The following is an 18,761-nucleotide window of genomic DNA, read 5'->3' on the forward strand; positions in this document are numbered from 1 at the left end:
GGCCGCTTCATTTTTCATATTTGGAGGTTTGGAAAATGGACAGCAAATGGTGGCATAAAAGTGTGGTTTACCAGGTATACCCTCGCAGCTTCAAGGATTCAAATGGGGATGGGATTGGCGATTTGCAGGGGATTCTCTCGAAGCTGGATTATATTAAGGAACTTGGAGCCGACATGATCTGGCTATGTCCAGTCTATGCATCGCCAAATGATGACAATGGCTATGATATCTCAAATTATTATCAGATTCATCCCGAGTTTGGCTCGATGGAAGATATGGACCTGCTCATAGCTGAAGCAGCTAAACGTGAAATCGGCATCATGATGGATATCGTCGCAAACCATACGTCCGATGAGCATCCATGGTTTCTTGAATCAAAGAGCAGCAAGGATAATCCTTACAGGGATTATTATGTCTGGAGGGATAGCGTGGACGACGGGCCGCCGAGCGAGCTTCAGTCAATTTTTAGCGGCGGCGCATGGGAATTTGACACAGAAACTGGTCAGTATTATTTGCATATGTTCAGCAAAAAGCAGCCTGACCTTAACTGGCACCACCCTCCTGTCCGCGAGGCGATTTATGATGTGATGCGCTTCTGGATCAATAAGGGAATCAAAGGCTTCCGTTTTGACGTCATCGATTTGATCGCGAAAGAACTGGATCAGAGTATCATCGCCAACGGTCCCCTCCTCCATACCTATTTACAGGAGATGCACCGTGAAGTGCTTGAGGGTGCTGACATCGTCACTGTCGGTGAAACTGGCGGTGCTGACTTGGAACAAGCTATTCTTTTTACGAGTCCTGAACGGAAGGAACTTGATATGGTGTTCTCATTCGAACATATCGCGCTGGATGAACAGGCAGGAAGACAAAAATGGGACTTGAAGACGCTTGATTTGGACGATTTGAAGAGGGTGTTGTCGAACTGGCAGACTGGGCTTGCGGATAAAGGCTGGAATAGTTTATTCTGGAGCAACCACGACCAGCCGAGGATCGTCTCGCGCTGGGGAAATGATCAGGAATATCGATACGAAAGCGCGACCATGCTCGCTTCCCTGCTCCATTTGATGAGAGGAACGCCATATATTTACCAGGGCGAGGAAATCGGGATGACGAATGTACAGTTCTCTGAGCTGAATTCTTATCGCGATATCGAGACCTTGAATATGTATAGAGAGCGGATCGAACAAGGCTTTGTGCATGAAGACATAATGGAATCGATTTATGTAAAAGGCCGGGATAACGCGAGAACGCCTATGCAGTGGAATGCTGAAGACAGTGCCGGTTTTACAGAAGGAACTCCGTGGATTGGGATTAATTCTAATTATTCGGCCATCAACGTTGAGAATGACATAAATGGTGATAAGTCGATCTACCAATTTTACAAAAAACTGATCAAGCTGCGTAAAAGCAATGAGCTGATTGTTTATGGAGACTACCAACTTCTAGATAGCGAACCGGAAGTCTTTGCTTACACTCGAACCTATCAAAATGAAGAATGGCGTGTACTGTGCAATTTTACCGGCAGAGAAGTTAAGAGTTCGTTATTATGTGACGGCGAAATCGTTGTCCATAACTATGACTCCCCTCCTGAAAAATTGCGTCCGTATGAGGCCATTGTCTACAAATTGAAAAATTAACTATAGATGAAAACGTTCACAAGGTATAATAAATAGAGAGTTACTGAAGAGACAGGAGAGAGTATCGTGGCAAGTATTAAAGATATTGCGAAACAAGCAGGCGTATCCATATCGACTGTTTCCTACGCTCTGAATGGCAGCCCCAAGGTGACGGAAGAGACGGCGGCGAAAATCCTTGCCATTGCGAAGGAACTGAACTATGTCCCTAACGCTGCAGCCCGTTCATTAAAAAAGAGGGAAACCAAAATCATCGGAGTCTTCCTTACCAATTACGGTGGCGCGTTTTACGGACAGCTGCTTCAAGGCATCCAGGATACCCTCAACAGCAAAGGATACGAGATGATTGTCTGTAGCGGCAAGGAGTCCCATCGGTTCATTCCTGAACGGATGATTGACGGTGCCATCGTCTTGGATTACTTTTTCTCCAGCGAAGAGTTAATCAGGCACGCGGACGCCGGACATAAAATCGTCGTTATGGATAGAGAGCTGGCCCATACTAATATAAATCAAGTATTACTGCACAATACCTCGGGCGCGACCCTAGCGATTGACCATTTGATCGAGAAGGGTCATCGTAAGATTTATGCCGTTACTGGCCCCGAAGGATCATACGACGCCACACAGCGTATCGAAGCAGTGCGCCAGTCGGTTGGTCGATACAGTGACATTGAGTATCACGAACTTCCAGGTGATTTTAATAAGCCTGCTGGCGAGAAGGCTGCCGAACAAATCGTCAAGGAATTCACTGAACCTGTTGCCGTATTCTGTCTGAACGATGAAATGGCAATTGGGATGTATAATTACCTTGCCAAAACGAAGTACGAAGTTGGCAAAGACATCCACATCATCGGATTCGATAACATCGAACTCACTCAATACACTCAGCCAAGACTGGCGACCATCGACTATTCCGAACGAAAATGGGGTGCAGTCTCAGCAGAACACCTTTTGAAATTGATCACCAACGAACCAGCAGAAAATGAGCGGATCTATGTGACGCTGATCCCTGGCGAATCAGTCGGCAATATATCAGAAAGGTAGAGGCGTACTTTATCACCCCCTATTCTTCAGCTTGTTTGATTCAAACCTAAGGTGCTGACAAATAACTATCAATTTAATCTAACGGGAACTCTTTAAAAAACCTTTAAATAAATGATAATGAAGGACGGTAGCTACCAAACTAAACCAAAAATGCCCACAACTCTTATTTGGGTGGTGGGCATTTTTGATTTTTATAATGGTTATAGTATGTTTTGTTGCTGTATGTTATTTCAGAGATCAAAGGTAACCTTACAACTACATACATCCTAGTCTAATTCGCTCGATTCGTTAAGCATTCTTCCCCCAGGCAAAACACATAAAACGTGCATCTTCCGTAAGCCATTTTTGTGAATGCACCAATTGGAATAACTCCTTGTGTTCAAAGAACAGCTTTCTCGCATAAGGAAGTTTAACTTCTCGGACTGCTTCATTTAGCATATTAAGGATTCTTTTATCTTTGTCACTTAGTAAAATGAAATCTGCAATCTCTTGTTCCTTTGCTATCACTTTAACGAACTCTTTTGCTTCGCTGTTTAACATTGAAAAATTTAGAGGTTCTGTGATTCGCGTCCACTCTTTTTTTATCAGGTCTCTTGCATTACCATATTGTCTTTTGCTTATTAAGTTATTAATAATAAAAATAACGCTTTCTACTTTCATGTCTTATCCCGTCCATTGTATAGATTATATTTACTTACTATGCTATACAGGACAAAAGACCTAGTCAATATAATATTTAGATTATTCTTAAATTAATCCCGCTACCATCTATTAACGTTCACGGTGTAAAAGCGATTCTAAATAGTTTAATATCTCGTTCCGTAATTTTTCATCCTGCAATGCAAACTCAATTGTCGTCTTAATAAACCCAATTTTTTCTCCAATATCATATCGTCTTCCTTCAAATTCATAAGCGAAAACCCTTTGAATGTAATTTAGTTCTTGAATTGCATCAGTTAGTTGAATCTCTCCTCCTGCTCCAGGTTTTATATCTTCCAAAAACATAAAGATCTCTGGTGTGAGAATATATCTGCCCATAATTGCAAGATTTGATGGTGCAGTTCCAGGTTCAGGCTTCTCTACTAAGCTCTCGACCTGGTAACGTCTTCCTTCCTGCATCGATGGGTCAATGACTCCATATTTGTATGTCTCTTCATCAGGAACTGTTTTAACTCCAATTACAGATGAACGGGTTTTTTCATATTGATTAAGCAGTTGCTTTAAGCATGGAGTTTCACTTTTGACGATATCATCACCCAACAGCACTGCAAACGGCTCATCACCGATAAAATTTCGCGCGCACCAAATAGCATGACCAAGTCCTCTCGGCTCTTTTTGCCGGATATAGTGAATGTCCGCGAGATTGGTAGAATATCGCACCTTATCAAGGAGCTCCAGCTTCCCTTTACTCTCTAGATTGCGCTCAAGCTCTGGTGAGTAATCGAAGTGGTCCTCGATGGCTCGTTTTCCTTTACCTGTCACAATCATAATCTCTTCAATCCCGGATGCTACTGCTTCTTCTACAATATACTGGATCGCTGGCTTATCAACGATTGGCATCATTTCCTTAGGCATTGCCTTAGTGGCTGGAAGGAATCTCGTACCCAACCCGGCAGCAGGTATAATTGCTTTCCGCACTTTTTTCAAATGGGCTCCCCCTTTGAAATTAATTTATTCTTAATATACGGCGTATGCTGCCGCAATATGACGGACGGGACTATGGAGCGTTGCGGCTCACATAAAAAAAACTGGCAGCCCTTTTAATAGGCTGCCAGTTTTACTCTGAACAGGTTTTTAAATCTATTATTAAATCTTCCATAAGCTTTTGGATTGTGATTTCTTGATTATTCTTCCCTTTTTCATAAGTCTTTCTAATGACATCTAAAACAAGTTCCTGATTCATTGCCGTTGTTTTTTTCTCAGATGATCTCACTTTTTGATCCTCCTGTTTCTGTCTACAATGACAATATTCTATTAAAAACGATTCCATTTGTAAATGGTTTTCCAGTAAATATAATGTCTGTACTGGAACATTTTGCTACTATTTGTCAAAATCATGTATATTAAGCTGGTTTACTATGATAGAATATTTCTATATTTTACTAGAATGGAGTGTTGATGAAAGTTGAAGAAAAAAGCCGCTTCTCTTATGACTGCCGCTATTCTGACTTCTGCCTTCTCCGGTATCGCTTCCGCAGACACATATACTGTTAAAAAAGGGGATACATTATCCCATATTGCACATACATATAAAACAACTGTCATTGAATTGAAGAAAAACAATAAATTATCTTCTGATTTAATTTATGTGAACCAGACATTAACAGTTCCAGGTACCGTGATTGTGACTAAGCCCGTTGTTGCGCCTGCAAAACCCAATGCCAATACGGACACAACTTCCGCTTTTGTTGTAATTAGCGGCGATACGCTCGGTAAGATTGCCTCCCAGCATAAAATCACACTTAGTGATCTTATGAAATGGAACAATCTGAGCGGCCACTTGATTTATCCTGGCCAAAGGCTTAAGGTATCCAACGGAACGAGCCAGTCTGCTCCGGCACCTGCCATAGCCCAGCCAGCTCCGGATCAAGTCGTCAGCACGCCAAGCATCCCTGCTCAGCCAGCTAAGTCTGCACAAGCCGAATACACCATTAAATCCGGTGATACACTGAGCGGAATCAGCAAGCAGTTCGGTGTGTCCGTCCAGGAGCTAAAAAAACTGAATAACCTTAAATCGGACATGATCTATGTCGGACAAAAATTACTGGTGATCAAGAAGGCAGATTCAACACCTTCTGCACCAGTCCAGGTACCTGCAAAGCAGCCTGATCCTACTGTTGACTCAGAAGTACTTGCCATCGCACAGGAACTGATCGGTGTTCCCTATGTTTGGGGCGGAAGCACACCAGAGGGTTTTGATTGCAGCGGATTTATCTACTATGCCTTCAACAAAGCCGGCATGAAGATGGGCCGCTATTCATCCGAGGGCTATTACAATCGTTCCTACTATGTGAACGATCCACAGCCAGGCGATTTAGTATTCTTTGAGAACACATATAAACCAGGCATCTCTCATATGGGTATCTATCTCGGAAACAATGAATTCATCCATGCAAGTGATAACGGCGTTGTCATTACCAGCCTGGACAATTCATATTATAAGAAACATTTTGATGGATTTAAAAGATTCTACTAAATAACAGGCACCTAAATAGGTGCCTGTTTTGTTTTACCACAGAGTTATTTTTATAAACCATGAATATCATTTTATTTTCACAGTCGCACAAGTGTTAAACAACTGTACTATCTTATAGCGTATTATAACCCGTAAAAAGTCCCATGGCCTACCTTTCCAAAAGCCAAGGCCACGTTCTCATACTATTTAAAGCAGTTAAACAATTCGAGATTCCCGTTTCACTCTTCTTAAAACTGAATCCCACACCTTTCCTGTTAAACCTAAAATAATCAGCATCCAGATAATCTGGAATATAAATTTCATTGGTCCGTTCTTTAAAAATCCTGCGATCCAATTTCCTGCGTAGTAGATTGCTATAGCAGAAAATCCGATAAGAAAAACAAATGCAGCCACCACAATCAGGCGATTTTTAATACTTACCTTTTTTATTTCTTTCTTGTGTTTGGCCAATTGAAAGATTACTACAGAAACAAACAAAAATACGGCAAACCCAATCGCTCCATCCAAATGGACCTCAACCTTTCATCCCTACTCATTGAACACTCCCAATGAGTTTTCTTTTACTTTTAATCTTGTAGAATTAAACTAAGCCTATTTCGCTGAGTCTCGATTCTTAATGTCATTTTGTAGATATACAATATACGTAGAAAACCTGAATGCAGTTTCATCATTTAGTAAATATTACCGAAACGATTTTTTCCATTAAAAAAGGGAACGTTCAATTAAACGTTCCTTTTTTTGTGAGAATAAACTAAGGAAGCAAAAAGGTCCCCTCTGCGCTTACTTAAAAAATCCCACCATAATATGCTTGAATATGGTTCTTTTCCCTTCTTCTTTGAAGGTTTTCTTCTTAAGTAACTCTATGTTCAGCCTGTTAAAGAATGGACTGTTTACCTGCTGGATTTTATCTGGATTTTTCATGACGATTTCTCCAAATTTTGCTCCTTTCTTAACTTCAACCTTGTCACCCTCGGTCAAGCCTTTTTTAATCTTACGTTCCTCAACTACACCTTTTTCATTCAATACATAAATGTAACTGTTCTTCTTACCTTTTTTCACCGACTTTTCTGGAACAGTTGATGCATTTACAACCTGGTTTATGACGACATCGACATCGACATGGGTTCCTTTTACGATCGGATCCTGATTCTGGTCCTGCTCTAGTTCGATTTCAAAAGGATAGCGGCTTTCATTTTTCACAGATGGATCTGTCTCAGGGTATTCAGCAATTTTTGTCAGTGTTCCGCCGACAGTCCCTTTGAATAAGTCAGATTTAATGTAGACTTCCATACCTTCCTCTACATTCTTCAAATCTTGCTCTGTAAAAACCCCTTCGACCTTTGGTATATCAGAAATAATGGTGATAATCGGATTTTTCAATTCATAATTAATTTTTTTCACTGTGCCTGCAACTTCACTGCTTCTGCCAAGCTCATCACTGCCATCATAAGCATCAATCAAATCATCATATTTATCGATTTCAGCCTTTACCCTGCTTTTTTCAAGTTGCTTATCGTATATTTCTTTTTCGATTGACACAAGTAATAAATCTGAGGAGTCGCTTCCCGAGGAGCCGTCTCCGAATACTGGCGCACTGTTATTTGAGGAAGAAATGGAGACAGACTGCAGATAAAGAAGCTGTTGAATCTGTTCTTCAATCAGAGTTGATTCCCTTACAAGTTGACTTCTTTCCGCTTCCAGTTCTGCCAAATCCTCATCAATGTTATCAGAGGAATATTCAAAAAGAGTGGTGCTGCTGTCAATTTTATCCCCTTCTTTTACCAGGAAGCTCTTAAACTCTCCGGAAACCTCATTATAGTATATATAATGCTCATCTTTAGGGGTGACGACACCTGATGCCTGCAGTGTCTCTGTCAGACTTTCCTTGCCTACTGTTGCCCACTTGTTAATATAAGAAGATCGCACCGCTTTACTGTCATCCTTTAATGCCAAATATAAGTTGGCAGATACAAACAGGATGCCTGCCGTTAGCAAGATTGTGGTTTTCTTTTTCATATGGCGCACCTCCTTTAAAGGATCTTTTCAAATTGGATGAATGAAAACAGTGCTGCAAACAGCCAGATTAAGAGATTAATTGAAATGACGATGATAAGGATGATTTTAGGACTTCTTTCCATCAGCATTTTAAGATACTTATATTCAATGAAAACAATCCATATTTTGAAAATGGACATGGTCGCCAGAAGATGGATCATAAACTCATTACCTGTTATGTACTGCGCAATGATGCCCAGCGAGAAGGGTGATGATATCTCCGTCAATCCAAGCAATACAGCCAGGGGGATCAATAGAACTTTTTCTAAGATTAAAACCGGCATGACGAAAAGCTGGACTGCCAACATTTTTTTCAGTTCAATGTCCGATAAAGTCCAGAAAAATAAAGCCGGCAGAAAAATCATAACTCCACCAAAGAACAGTCCCAGGATGGTTTGACCAATCATGAATAGCAATTTTTGCATTTCATACTCTGCTCGCGATACACTAGTCAGTTGTTTGGACAAATACTCTGACCCGATTCCAAAGTACGCACTAACTCCAAAAACCATACCACTGAGCAAAATCAGCAATGTAGTCTTTTTCCACACCCCGGGAACATGTTCTGAGTCTCTAAGCTTATATGTATAATAATTATAATTTAAAAGGCCGCGAAGTACTTCTACTCGGTTATTCATCTTTTGTCCCCCAGGTTCTGTTCTAATCTATCTTTATTTTATCTAAAAAAAACCTAATATTAAAATAATATTTTAACTTAAATCGCATTTGTCACTAATTGGTATCCATTGATTGTTCTATTCTACAAGTTTCGCGGAAATACCTTCCCTAATTTTAAAAACACATATCCCCTCCTCTAATACCTCTTTTTTGGGTATAATAGAAGAATATGTTTTTTCGTCTAATTGAATATAATTTTAACAAGTTCATGTTTGTTTTGCTTGTCGAATTATGTCTTAAAAGTGCTTTTATGCGCTATTGATGTAGGTGAACGGAGGAATCGCTGTGGCTGTCATACCTGATAACCAGGCAACGATTTTTAAAGAAGCTGCCAAAAAACTGAATACGATGCTCAAGCCGGAGGTCGAGGAGGATGCGCGTCTTGTCCAGAAGGGGCTGATGCTCTATCGCCAGGGGACGGTCCACCATCTGAAGTATATGGTGAAGTCGATCTGGGCGACGGTCCAGGACGTGACGCCGGTTCGTGTGTACATAAATATTTCGGACCCTGAAGAGAGTAGTTGTACCTGCCCTGCTGGGTCGTTTTGCCGGCACCGTTTAGCTGCGTTTTTTCAGGCTTATGGTGATGTCGCGAGTGTTTCCGACTGGGTCGAAGCCTGGCGCAAGCCTGCAAAGGAGCAGCTGAATGCTGAAAAATGGGGCTTGCAGCGCGCGAAGGATCTGGTTAAGAAGGATACCCGGGCTGGACATGATTACGATAGCTGGGCCGCCTCTTTTCGCGTAAGCTTCGAGGAAATCGTCAAGGGCCAGGGAGAACCGAGGGCATATGTTGTACCCGGATTGTTCCGTTCCTATATTCGGCGTGTTGAGGCTTCCGCTCCGCTGGAGGTCGTTTGGAAAAACCTTTATATGATCGCAGCGTCGGTCCATTCCTTTAATCTGCTCACAGAACTGGCCCGCGAACTTGGACACGATGATGAACCAACAATGGACCGGTATTACAGGCCGCTTTTCGAGGATCTATTCAATGATGCCGAGGAATACATTGAGCGCCTTGCTTATGGGACGATGCCGTTTTCTTTTGATACGTTTCTGGAAAAACTTAAGGATGAAACGATCGGTTTGACGGTGCCCGATGCTTCTGTAGGCTATGACCGGATTGATTTATACCGGCTGTTATGGGAAAAGCTTTTTAAAAATGGCAGCTGGCGTGATACAGAGCGGACTCGCCTTGAAGCGTTTGGCGATGGCAAGCGGGATCAGATTGAGGAAATTGCTTTGATTCATCAGCTTGTTTTAGCAAAGCATGACGGAGACGCTTTGAAGCGATTCACCTCCCTCCCTGTCAGTTCCCTTCCATATATGTTTTACTGGCTAGACGGCTTCCGTGTACAGCGCGAATGGAACAGGATGGGACCATTCATTGAATACCTCGTCCAGCAGCTGCGGAATTACCTGAAGCATCTCGGGGATTATTATGCTTGTAAAAAATTCACGCGTTATGCGTTGAAGCTGGTTGGCGCTTTTACCCGCGAAATTGGTCGCGGCGAGCTGTACGACCGCGCGCTGGCACAGGCAATGCCATACAGCTTTTACGAATATGAAGATTCCTTGTTTGAAAAAAAGCAGTACGAACAATGGGGCGAATTGCAGTCCTACTTTGGCTTTGAATATAATTCGATTTCAAGCGAGCGGATTAAGCTTTTACAAAAGGAAGCTCCAGAAGTTCTGATTCCGCTGTATCACCAGATGGTCGGCGATTTAATCGAGATGAAAAACCGCAGCAGCTACAAACAGGCTGCACGGTTGCTGAAAAAACTGCGCACCGTCTATAAAAAACTTAAGCGAGTCCCAGAGTGGGAAGAGTTTTTCGGGAAACTGCTAGTGAGGACGAAACGACTGCGCGCTTTTCACGAAGAATGTACACGGAGCAAGCTGATTGAGGTCGAGTGACGTAAGCACGGGGACGTACCCTTTGCTCCTTTAGTTTAGCGAAAAGAAGGAAGAGCAGGGTATGTCCCTCGCTCTAGTTTAGAGTAATAAAGGGACAGATGAACCGTCTCCATGTCCCAAGGGAGGTGTGTCAATGCTTGAGATTAAGCAGATTCATATAGATGTGATGCCGGTTGCGGGTGGGCGGTATTTTTTGAGTGCGGAGGATTTTGATGGTTTTGAACTCAAACCCTCTGACTGGAAGAAGTTGCTTTTTTTCCGCCATAAGGAGAGTTATTATGGAACGATGCTGGATTCGGATAAATGGGGTCCTGCTGAGGGTGTGACGTTAAGTGCCTGGCAGCTTGTGACGCTATTTGGCGAGGAGAGCTTCAACCGGCTTGTTGAGTGGGAATGGGATGACCTTGGCGATATCTGCCTGTCGACAGCCCATGCAATTTATGATGCAATCCTCGCGAAGGAATGGCATCCTGATTTTACCCAGCTTGATGGCGAGGATTTCCGCTGGAAGCTTCCTGTAAGTGTACTTGATGAATTTCATGAGCCGTTTTGGGATGAACCTCTCAAGATAAATGATGAGAAGCTGGCTGTGCGTGATTTTGTGGCCGACCTGTTCCATCATGCCCTGGATTCTTATTTCCATGAAAATGAAACGATGAAGTATCTGCTGGGCGATAAGCTTGATGTGCTGCGGAAAAAGCAGCTCTCGGCTTCGCAGCTGGCAGCTTACTTTGATGAGGACCGCTGGCTTGAATGGATTGGGTTAAAGGAAAATCCTGCTCCTTTTTCGACTGGCATGCGTCTAGAAGAGCCAATGGATGGTCTCGGTGACTGGAAGCTTGGGTTATTTTTGCGCGGAAAAGAAGAGCCGATGCTGATTGAAGCCCGTGACTATGAAAGCTATCCTGCTGGCTGGGACTTTTTTAGCGAAAGAATCGAGGATGAAGAAAAGCGGCTGGCTGCAATTTTCCCATGGATTGAGGAGGATGGCCGCCTGAAGTCTGACTTGACCGAGGATGAAGCGTGGATGTTTTTGACCGAAGCGAGCGAAACGCTGATTGCGCTCGGCATTGAAATCCTCCTTCCTTCGTGGTGGGAAGCGATCAAGAACGCTAATCTGAAGGTGAAGGCACGTCTGAAAGGCCAGACTGGCTATCGCCGCTCGTTTGTCGGCTTGAATGCGATGCTCGATTACGATTGGCGTTTTTCCATGAACGGTGTTGACCTGAGCGAGGATGATTTCCAGCGCCTTGTGAATGAGAAGCGTCGACTTGTGTATCTGAAGGGCCGCTGGATCAAGCTTGACCATGGATTCATCCGCCAGATTCAGGAAATGATGAAAAAAGCGGATAAGGAAGGCTTGCACATCCGCGACCTGCTGCAGCAGGAGCTGTCTGATGAAGAAGATGACGGAGAAGGACTGGATGATCCGCGAGCTTTCGCGAAAATCCAGATCGAGCTGAACCGTCACTGGAAGCAGATGATGAAGCAGCTGTCTGAAACAAAGGAAATCCCGGACTTGCCGGTGCCTGCCGGATTGCATGGTGAACTTCGTCCTTATCAGAAGCTCGGCATGAACTGGCTTCAGTTTTTGCGGAAATACGGATTTGGCGCGTTGCTGGCTGATGACATGGGTCTCGGGAAAACAATTCAGCTGATTTCTTATATCTTGTCGGTAAAAGAACAGGAAAACGATGACCATCCATCACTGATCATCTGCCCTACTTCCGTTCTCGGAAACTGGCAAAAAGAAATCGAGCGCTTCGCTCCTGATCTGCGTGTCCACCTGCATTACGGACCGAACCGCCTTAAGGGCAGCAGTTTTACCGAAGAAGCTAATGGCTCGGACATTGTACTGACTTCCTATGGCCTGACGCATCTGGACTTCGAGGAGCTTGAGAGTGTTGAATGGAGCAGCATCGCAATTGATGAGGCACAGAATATCAAGAACGCGGATACGAAGCAGTCGCGGGCGGTGCGGAAGCTGAAGGGCAAGCATCATATTGCCCTGACTGGGACGCCGATGGAAAACCGACTGTCTGAGCTGTGGTCAATTTTCGACTTCACGAATCGAGGTTATCTTGGCAGTGCGGGGCAGTTCCAGAAGCAGTTCATCCTGCCGATTGAAAAAGAAGACAAGAAGGAAAAAATCACACAACTTCAGTCGCTGATCAAGCCATTCCTGCTGAGACGGACGAAGAAGGATGAAGATGTGGCGCTGAATTTGCCTGACAAGGTCGAGCAGAAGGAATACTGCCCGCTATCAGCTGAGCAGGCTTCATTATACGAGCAGCTTGTAAAGGATACCTTCGCGCAGATTGAAACACTATCGAGCTTCGAGCGAAAAGGCTTGATTTTACAGTTACTGAGCAGGCTGAAGCAACTGTGTAACCACCCTGCACTGTATTTGAAAGAGGAAAAGCCTAAGCATCTGATTGACCGCTCTGCCAAGATGGAGAAAATGATAGAGCTGGTGAGCGCTGTGCTCGAACAGGAAGAAAGCTGCATCATTTTCACCCAGTACATCGGCATGGGCGAGATGATCCAGTCCGCGTTGAAAAAGAAATTCGGCATCGATGTCCCGTTCCTGAACGGCAGCCTGCCGAAGACAAAACGTGATGAATTGATCACGAAATTCCAGAATCGAGAGTTCCCTGTGTTCCTGCTTTCGCTAAAGGCCGGCGGAACCGGTCTGAATCTGACTGCTGCAAACCACGTTGTCCACTACGACCGCTGGTGGAATCCGGCTGTTGAAAACCAGGCAACCGACCGAGCATACCGCATCGGGCAAAGCCGCTTCGTGCACGTGCATAAACTGATCAGCACCGGCACACTGGAGGAAAAAATCGACGCCATGCTCGAGAAGAAGCAGTCGCTGAATGACCAGATCATCCAGAGCGACAGCTGGATTACCGAGCTTTCGACTGATGAATTGCATGAGTTGGTGTTTTTGTCGTAGGCTCTCTGACCGCCCCTTGAATAATAGGGGTGGTTTTTCTTTTGAGTTCCCACTTTACACCCCTATCCAATGTATAATGGGAATAGTTTGGTAACAATTTTTTAAAAAAAGAGAGTGAATGGCAGTGAAAAGAATTTTTTTATTATTATCTTCAATTGTATTTCTAGCAGCATGTAGTTTCGAAGAAGAAAAAACAAACAATATCTTTCTTGTCCCTGAGGGTTATGAGGGTACCATTATGGTTTATTACGATATACCGAATACACCACCTTTAAAAAAAGAAGGAGAGTACACAGTCATACCTGTTAAGCTTGAAGGATTGGAAGAATTAGAGGGCACACATATAAGTCAATATGGTATTTATTTCACCTCAACTCTGGATATGAAGTATGGACTTGTAAACGATAAGTATTTTTACGTAGATGCAGATGGAAAAAGGACTAAAATCGATGACTACTGTACTCACGGAATGGGAAATGGAAGCTTTACAGGAGAGAGTGAAAAAGAGGTTAAATACCAAGGAATCCAAATAACAGCTAGCAACTGTGGGGAATCATTTTTTCTTGATGGTTACGAAGACTACTATATTCAAAAAGATGCAATACAAGACCATTGGATGAATCATTTTGACCAACACAATTTTTAAAAATTGGCTTACCGTATAGAGTATCGGTTTTCGGTTACTAAACGAAGTAAGCAGAAGGTCCGTCCCAGTGATTCGTTCCTAGAGAAAAAAATGACGCCAACAATGTGCTGGTTTTCTTAAGATTAACAGCTTCGGAGGAGATTAAAATTTTATCAAGAAAAATTGTTTCAGCATCTATTTCTGGTTCTCTTTTTGCAATTTTGTTAGGGATAGTCACGCCAAATCCATTTGGCGAAACCATTGATACAGTCCCAGGATATATTTTATTAACAGCATCTGCTACACCTATATATTTGATGTACAGTTTTCCAGTTATTTTAACTTACGGGGTTATCACCTCTATTATTAGTGATGAGCTGGCTAAGTTAATATCAACAAAAACAGGAAATGAAAAATCCGAACTAATTATCTCTGGCATTTTACACGTTATTTTTGGACTAGTTTTACTAGTGTATAGTTTAATTGCTTCTATAATATTTTTTATCACTGATAAAGTTTTACGAAAGAAAAATAAAGATTATAAGTGGCAGCATGCACTTAAAAGTTTAGCAATACCTATCACTGTATTTCTAATTTTCATGGGGATTGTTTGGAGTGGACATATTTTAAATGGTAATTAGGAGCTCTAAACTATATACAGATTTACACATCTCTTAAATATAGAAATTATATATTGTTTTATTAATAAAAAAACCGGCTGACTCAGCCGGCATCAAATTCGAGGGTATATTGGAGATCGGGTTATTGAATTTCTCTCTCAAATGTCCTTAGTGAGGTGGAATCGAGGAAATTCATATGAGTTCATGTATTTATTTTCTTCGTTATTTCCTGACGTATTCTTTTCTGCTGGAATTTGGTCTTGGTGGCTCGGCAATGAAGGAGTAGACGCGGTTGATTTGTTGTTCTTTGGAGGCGATTTCGAGCTGGCGTACACGCTTGGTGAGTTCATCGACCTTCTCATTGTTTTTTCCGACCATTTTAATCAGGCTGACTAGCAGCTTTTCAATTGAATCGGTATCGTTATGCAAATGGAAGCTCCTCTCTTAGCGGCGGCGCAGCGGGAACAGTTTCCGGCTGCCGTGGAGGTTGGGATGTCTGCTGGGTTTCCCTTGATCCGGCCGGTTTCGTACTTAAAAATCTAACTCCCTCAGCAACAACTTCGGTCACATAGACACGTTTGCCTTCATGGTTATCATAGTTTCGCGTCTGGATGCGACCGGTGACTCCGAGGACAGAACCTTTTTTACAATAGTTAGACGTATTCTCAGCTGTTTTGCCCCAGAGGATGCAATGGACAAAATCTACCTCGATTTCCCCGCTGGCATTTTTGTAATGCCTGTTTACCGCAAGCGTTATATTCGACACAGCTTTTCCGTCCGGTGTAAACCTGAGATCTGGATCTCTGGTCAGCCTGCCTACTAGCGTAACTTGATTGATCACCTTTTCATCTCCTTTCTTCTTGATACCCCGATGATAGTCCTTTTGAGCGCTGCAGTAAAATGCCTAAATTTGTTCTTTTTCCTGCAAAAATAACCCTATCCATGCATAATTGCATTCCATAAATCAGTTTTAAGCACTTCGTATATAGACAAAAATGATTTTTACCAATTCAGAAATATTTCTTTCGACAAACTTGCTTTTTTTCGTTTTATATTCATCCTGTGTTATAATTTGGACAAGTATTACGGGAGGTGGTTGACATGAAGACGTTTAAGTTGATTTCAATGCAGCTTGCTGATGATGATGCTTTAGTGGATATCGAAATGGAAGACGGCCTGATTATCAATAAAGAGGATGAAAAAGGCACGTGGCTCGTCGAAGTTTTTACTAATCATAAATACATCCCATATTTCCAGGATGCGTGTGACAACGACAAAGAAATCATCGTCCAAGTCGTCATCACCAAACGAGAGAACGACCCGGCAGCATTCGTAACAAAAGTCTGCTGCGTGAAGAAGCTGAAGACACATGCCAGCATTCTTTTAACAGGAAAACTCACCAAACCGAAGAGCGATTATCCGGAAAAACTTTTGGAGTACTTGCTTGATAAAGGATACAAAGGCGAAGAACTGCTAACGGAATTCAAGGAAAAAATCATATCAAGGCCGCAGATTTTGCAGCCGAAGAAAGTGTAATCAAACTCCTGCTGACTGGCTGGAGTTTTTTTATATGCAAAATAAAAAGGCAGGATCACTCTCCTGCCCTTAACATTATTCATCCTTGTTATCTTCGTCGTTCATATCATTCTGATCTTCAATAATATCTTCTCCAGGCTCGTTATCGTCCTGCATCATGTCTCCATCTTGATCTGTGTTGACATCGCCATTGCCGTTGTTTTCATCGAGCATGTCATTGTCTTCGCCATTCATGTCGCCATTTTCATCCGCTGGATTCTCGATATCCACATCGTCATCCGGAGGAGGATCCTGATCATTCGCACAGCCTGCAAGGAACATAGCCGATAGCAATGAGCCACCGATTAACATTAATAGCTTTTTCTTCATGAGTAAAAGCCCCTTTCATTAATAGGTATTTTTGAGACCTGTTGCACGGGTCTGCTGTTATATTGCCCATCAATGAAAAAAACTTGCATGATTTTTTGTAAAAATTACCCGATTTTCGGTAAGGAAGTAATTTTCGTGCCAAAGGTCTGTAAATGTGCAAATTATGAACTATATTTATTGTACTATTCCCCATAATTTACAGAAACATGGTAAAAATAATTCCATTTTGCAACTTAACTTAGGCTGTAAGCCAACTGGAAAAATTATTCTGTTAGTATAGAAGGATAATTGCACCGTTCCCCACTTTAATTGCACCATGATTCCGTTTAATTGCACGCTCCACACCAATAATTGCACGTTCAACAACCATAATTGCACCGTCTTCCTAATTATGTAAAAAAAGAACCCAAATCAAATTGAGTCCTTTCAATAATAACCTATTTTATCGCAAATGTGATCTCAGCTTCACAAGCCAGTTCGCCATCTACTGTCGCGACTGCCTTACCTTTTCCAATTGGACCGCGCAGCTTGATCATTTCAACTTCAAGGCGAAGCTGGTCGCCTGGTTTTACCTGCCTTTTAAAACGGCAGTTATCGATTCCAGCGAAGAAGCCAATTTTTCCGCGGTTTTCTTCAAGCTTCAAAACAGCTACTGCTCCAACCTGAGCCAACGCCTCCACGATCAGCACACCTGGCATGACCGGGTAATCAGGAAAATGACCATTGAAGAATTCTTCGTTTGCCGTAACATTCTTGATGCCGACAGCCCTTTTTCCTTCTTCGATTTCAACAATTTTATCAACGAGTAAAAACGGATAGCGGTGCGGAATGATTTCTTTGATTTGGGTGATGTCCATCATTTTTTAGTACCTCCTACTAATACTTACTAACCATTGTACTAAAAAAACCAAATAAAAAGGAAGGGAAATCTCCCTTCCACCGAAAATTTATTCTTTATTTACCAAATCTAAGATATGAGTCCATGTAGACTCCTCAAAAATATCCTTCGCTTTGCCGCCGCCCATCACCGCGTAGCCAAACATGGCGCCAAGCACGATGCTCGCAGCCAAAAGAACGAGCACAATAATAATCCGAAGCCAGATCGGAATAAGGCGAACCCGGATTCTTTTCTTTTTTTCGCGTGTTTTTTTCTTATCTTGTTTCACTTCTTCACGCGTTGTTGCTTCTTGATTATTCTTGTTCAAAGCCATTTTGATTGTTCTTCCCCTCTTAACGGATTCCGTTCACTAGCCCGAGCATTTGATCGGCCAGTGTAATCGATTTGGAGTGGAACTGATAGCTCCGCTGTACATTGATTAAATCCGTCATTTCTTTACTCATATCTACGTTCGATTGCTCGAGAACACCTTGCTGGATGGCGATTTGGTTCCTTAAGGGACCAGCCAGATTAGTCATTACCTCTTCCTCGGTAACGCCAAGCTCACCCAGGTTTTCTGGCAACCCAAGTAGATTCGCCCCTTTTTGCTCTAAAAATTGAGGCTTATTAATCAATATTACACCAAGATTCACTTCTTGGCTTGTCCCATCGTACATTTCAGCTGTTAAAAGGCCCGTATTATTGATATTAAAGTTTTTCACATTACCTGCTATTGTGATTGGCTGGTTGCTTTCATCAAGAATAGCATGTCCATCGCTATTGACAAGCATTGATACATTATCCGAAAGTGGCGACAGGTAGAGTGCACCATTGCGTGTTAACCTCATCGCTGAGCTGCCATCTTCGTTCTGGACCATCACCCGGTAAAATTGACCTTCAGCTGTGAATGCTGTGTCTAACGGCCTGTCTGTTGCCTTCAAACTTCCTTGTGATAAAATCAGCTGGACTTGTCCTAATCTGGCTCCATTGCCATGGCGGATGTTAAAAGGCGTCATCCTGTTCTGCGGCTCCAGGGTATTATTCGGCTGGTTGCGGTATTCCTGCACAAGCAGGTCGGTAAAAGACGCTTCGCGGCGCTTGTAGCCAGCTGTATCGATGTTGGCAAGATTGTGGCTGATCATGTCCATCTGCTTTTGCAGCTGGGATAGTGTATTGGTTGCAGTAATCATTGTTCTGTTCATATTTTATACCTCAACACGCCTCCAGGAAAGGAGTGCGATTCCTTCTAAA

At 42.7% G+C, this 18,761-nt stretch carries 20 protein-coding genes; 8 read left to right on the top strand and 12 right to left on the bottom strand.

The window, feature by feature from the left end; genetic code table 11:
• Positions 1-35 precede the first annotated feature (35 nt).
• Positions 36-1,640 (top strand): glycoside hydrolase family 13 protein, encoded by a 1,605-nt coding sequence (locus tag CD004_RS20885; protein WP_102264523.1) that lies wholly within the window; start codon positions 36-38, stop codon positions 1,638-1,640.
• 66 nt (positions 1,641-1,706) lie between these two features.
• Entirely contained in the window at positions 1,707-2,681 is a 975-nt protein-coding gene (locus tag CD004_RS20890; RefSeq protein ID WP_102264524.1) for a LacI family DNA-binding transcriptional regulator, read from the top strand.
• Positions 2,682-2,969: 288 nt separating this feature from the next.
• Here CD004_RS20890 and CD004_RS20895 read toward each other — a convergent pair whose 3' ends face one another.
• The 3 genes from CD004_RS20895 to CD004_RS23935 all read right to left on the bottom strand — a co-directional run bounded on the left by CD004_RS20895 (position 2,970) and on the right by CD004_RS23935 (position 4,614).
• A complete protein-coding gene (locus CD004_RS20895) occupies positions 2,970-3,341 on the bottom strand; it encodes a hypothetical protein (protein ID WP_102264525.1) in 372 nt (123 codons plus the stop codon).
• Positions 3,342-3,452: 111 nt separating this feature from the next.
• Positions 3,453-4,328, bottom strand: a complete 876-nt coding sequence (galU, locus tag CD004_RS20900) for a UTP--glucose-1-phosphate uridylyltransferase GalU (protein WP_102264526.1) — start codon at positions 4,326-4,328, stop codon at positions 3,453-3,455.
• 130 nt (positions 4,329-4,458) lie between these two features.
• Positions 4,459-4,614: a YwzD family small protein gene (locus CD004_RS23935; RefSeq protein WP_158651615.1), complete on the bottom strand. Its 156-nt coding sequence runs from the start codon at positions 4,612-4,614 to the stop codon at positions 4,459-4,461.
• Between the two features lie 192 nt (positions 4,615-4,806).
• Here CD004_RS23935 and CD004_RS20905 point away from each other — a divergent pair, with 192 nt between their 5' ends.
• A complete protein-coding gene (locus tag CD004_RS20905; protein ID WP_102264527.1) occupies positions 4,807-5,877 on the top strand; it encodes a C40 family peptidase in 1,071 nt (356 codons plus the stop codon).
• A 195-nt stretch (positions 5,878-6,072) separates the two neighbouring features.
• On the opposite strand, the gene CD004_RS20910 is transcribed toward CD004_RS20905, so the two are convergent.
• The 3 genes from CD004_RS20910 to CD004_RS20920 form a co-directional block, all read right to left on the bottom strand.
• Positions 6,073-6,384, bottom strand: coding sequence for a hypothetical protein (locus CD004_RS20910; protein ID WP_102264528.1), 312 nt, complete (start codon positions 6,382-6,384; stop codon positions 6,073-6,075).
• 273 nt (positions 6,385-6,657) lie between these two features.
• Positions 6,658-7,893 carry an efflux RND transporter periplasmic adaptor subunit gene (locus CD004_RS20915; RefSeq protein WP_102264529.1) on the bottom strand — a complete coding sequence of 412 codons (1,236 nt, stop codon included), beginning with the start codon at positions 7,891-7,893 and terminating at the stop codon, positions 6,658-6,660.
• A gap of 14 nt (positions 7,894-7,907) precedes the next feature.
• The gene (locus CD004_RS20920; protein ID WP_102264530.1) at positions 7,908-8,570 is read right to left on the bottom strand and encodes a hypothetical protein; all 663 of its coding nucleotides are present in this window, start codon (positions 8,568-8,570) and stop codon (positions 7,908-7,910) included.
• Positions 8,571-8,895: 325 nt separating this feature from the next.
• Here CD004_RS20920 and CD004_RS20925 point away from each other — a divergent pair, with 325 nt between their 5' ends.
• The 4 genes from CD004_RS20925 to CD004_RS20940 all read left to right on the top strand — a co-directional run bounded on the left by CD004_RS20925 (position 8,896) and on the right by CD004_RS20940 (position 14,749).
• Positions 8,896-10,524, top strand: a complete 1,629-nt coding sequence (locus CD004_RS20925) for an SWIM zinc finger family protein (protein ID WP_102264531.1) — start codon at positions 8,896-8,898, stop codon at positions 10,522-10,524.
• 133 nt (positions 10,525-10,657) lie between these two features.
• Positions 10,658-13,483, top strand: coding sequence for a DEAD/DEAH box helicase (locus CD004_RS20930; protein ID WP_102264532.1), 2,826 nt, complete (start codon positions 10,658-10,660; stop codon positions 13,481-13,483).
• 118 nt (positions 13,484-13,601) lie between these two features.
• Positions 13,602-14,129 carry a DUF6843 domain-containing protein gene (locus CD004_RS20935; RefSeq protein WP_102264533.1) on the top strand — a complete coding sequence of 176 codons (528 nt, stop codon included), beginning with the start codon at positions 13,602-13,604 and terminating at the stop codon, positions 14,127-14,129.
• A gap of 104 nt (positions 14,130-14,233) precedes the next feature.
• A complete protein-coding gene (locus tag CD004_RS20940; RefSeq protein WP_233434901.1) occupies positions 14,234-14,749 on the top strand; it encodes a hypothetical protein in 516 nt (171 codons plus the stop codon).
• Between the two features lie 201 nt (positions 14,750-14,950).
• Here CD004_RS20940 and CD004_RS20945 read toward each other — a convergent pair whose 3' ends face one another.
• Together CD004_RS20945 and ssb are read right to left on the bottom strand one after the other, a co-directional pair.
• Complete coding sequence (locus CD004_RS20945) at positions 14,951-15,157, bottom strand: hypothetical protein (protein ID WP_102264534.1); 207 nt, start codon at positions 15,155-15,157, stop codon at positions 14,951-14,953.
• Positions 15,150-15,569 (bottom strand): single-stranded DNA-binding protein, encoded by a 420-nt coding sequence (gene ssb, locus CD004_RS20950; protein ID WP_102264535.1) that lies wholly within the window; start codon positions 15,567-15,569, stop codon positions 15,150-15,152. The genes CD004_RS20945 and ssb overlap by 8 nt, the downstream gene beginning before the upstream one ends.
• Positions 15,570-15,829: 260 nt before the next feature.
• Between ssb and CD004_RS20955 the strand changes: the two genes are divergently transcribed.
• Positions 15,830-16,264, top strand: a complete 435-nt coding sequence (locus CD004_RS20955) for a YwpF-like family protein (protein WP_102264536.1) — start codon at positions 15,830-15,832, stop codon at positions 16,262-16,264.
• A 75-nt stretch (positions 16,265-16,339) separates the two neighbouring features.
• Here CD004_RS20955 and CD004_RS20960 read toward each other — a convergent pair whose 3' ends face one another.
• The 4 genes from CD004_RS20960 to CD004_RS20975 all read right to left on the bottom strand — a co-directional run bounded on the left by CD004_RS20960 (position 16,340) and on the right by CD004_RS20975 (position 18,712).
• A complete protein-coding gene (locus CD004_RS20960) occupies positions 16,340-16,633 on the bottom strand; it encodes a hypothetical protein (protein ID WP_102264537.1) in 294 nt (97 codons plus the stop codon).
• Positions 16,634-17,070: 437 nt separating this feature from the next.
• Positions 17,071-17,493: a 3-hydroxyacyl-ACP dehydratase FabZ gene (gene fabZ, locus CD004_RS20965; protein ID WP_023613628.1), complete on the bottom strand. Its 423-nt coding sequence runs from the start codon at positions 17,491-17,493 to the stop codon at positions 17,071-17,073.
• 87 nt (positions 17,494-17,580) lie between these two features.
• Positions 17,581-17,844: a DNA-directed RNA polymerase subunit beta gene (locus CD004_RS20970; protein ID WP_102264538.1), complete on the bottom strand. Its 264-nt coding sequence runs from the start codon at positions 17,842-17,844 to the stop codon at positions 17,581-17,583.
• Between the two features lie 19 nt (positions 17,845-17,863).
• A complete protein-coding gene (locus CD004_RS20975; protein ID WP_102264539.1) occupies positions 17,864-18,712 on the bottom strand; it encodes a flagellar hook-basal body protein in 849 nt (282 codons plus the stop codon).
• Positions 18,713-18,761: the final 49 nt, after the last annotated feature.

Source organism: Mesobacillus jeotgali, from assembly GCF_002874535.1.
Classification (GTDB): Bacteria; Bacillota; Bacilli; order Bacillales; family Cytobacillaceae; genus Mesobacillus; species Mesobacillus jeotgali.

Excerpts from the sequence above, each read along its gene's own strand:
- CD004_RS20885 (WP_102264523.1), top strand. The coding sequence starts at position 36 with ATGGACAGCAAATGGTGGCATAAAAGTGTGGTTTACCAGGTATACCCT.
- CD004_RS20895 (WP_102264525.1), bottom strand. The coding sequence starts at position 3,341 with ATGAAAGTAGAAAGCGTTATTTTTATTATTAATAACTTAATAAGCAAA.
- CD004_RS20915 (WP_102264529.1), bottom strand. The coding sequence starts at position 7,893 with ATGAAAAAGAAAACCACAATCTTGCTAACGGCAGGCATCCTGTTTGTA.
- CD004_RS20920 (WP_102264530.1), bottom strand. The coding sequence starts at position 8,570 with ATGAATAACCGAGTAGAAGTACTTCGCGGCCTTTTAAATTATAATTAT.
- CD004_RS20930 (WP_102264532.1), top strand. The coding sequence starts at position 10,658 with ATGCTTGAGATTAAGCAGATTCATATAGATGTGATGCCGGTTGCGGGT.
- CD004_RS20935 (WP_102264533.1), top strand. The coding sequence starts at position 13,602 with ATGGCAGTGAAAAGAATTTTTTTATTATTATCTTCAATTGTATTTCTA.
- CD004_RS20955 (WP_102264536.1), top strand. The coding sequence starts at position 15,830 with ATGAAGACGTTTAAGTTGATTTCAATGCAGCTTGCTGATGATGATGCT.
- CD004_RS20960 (WP_102264537.1), bottom strand. The coding sequence starts at position 16,633 with ATGAAGAAAAAGCTATTAATGTTAATCGGTGGCTCATTGCTATCGGCT.
- fabZ (WP_023613628.1), bottom strand. The coding sequence starts at position 17,493 with ATGATGGACATCACCCAAATCAAAGAAATCATTCCGCACCGCTATCCG.
- CD004_RS20970 (WP_102264538.1), bottom strand. The coding sequence starts at position 17,844 with ATGGCTTTGAACAAGAATAATCAAGAAGCAACAACGCGTGAAGAAGTG.
- CD004_RS20975 (WP_102264539.1), bottom strand. The coding sequence starts at position 18,712 with ATGAACAGAACAATGATTACTGCAACCAATACACTATCCCAGCTGCAA.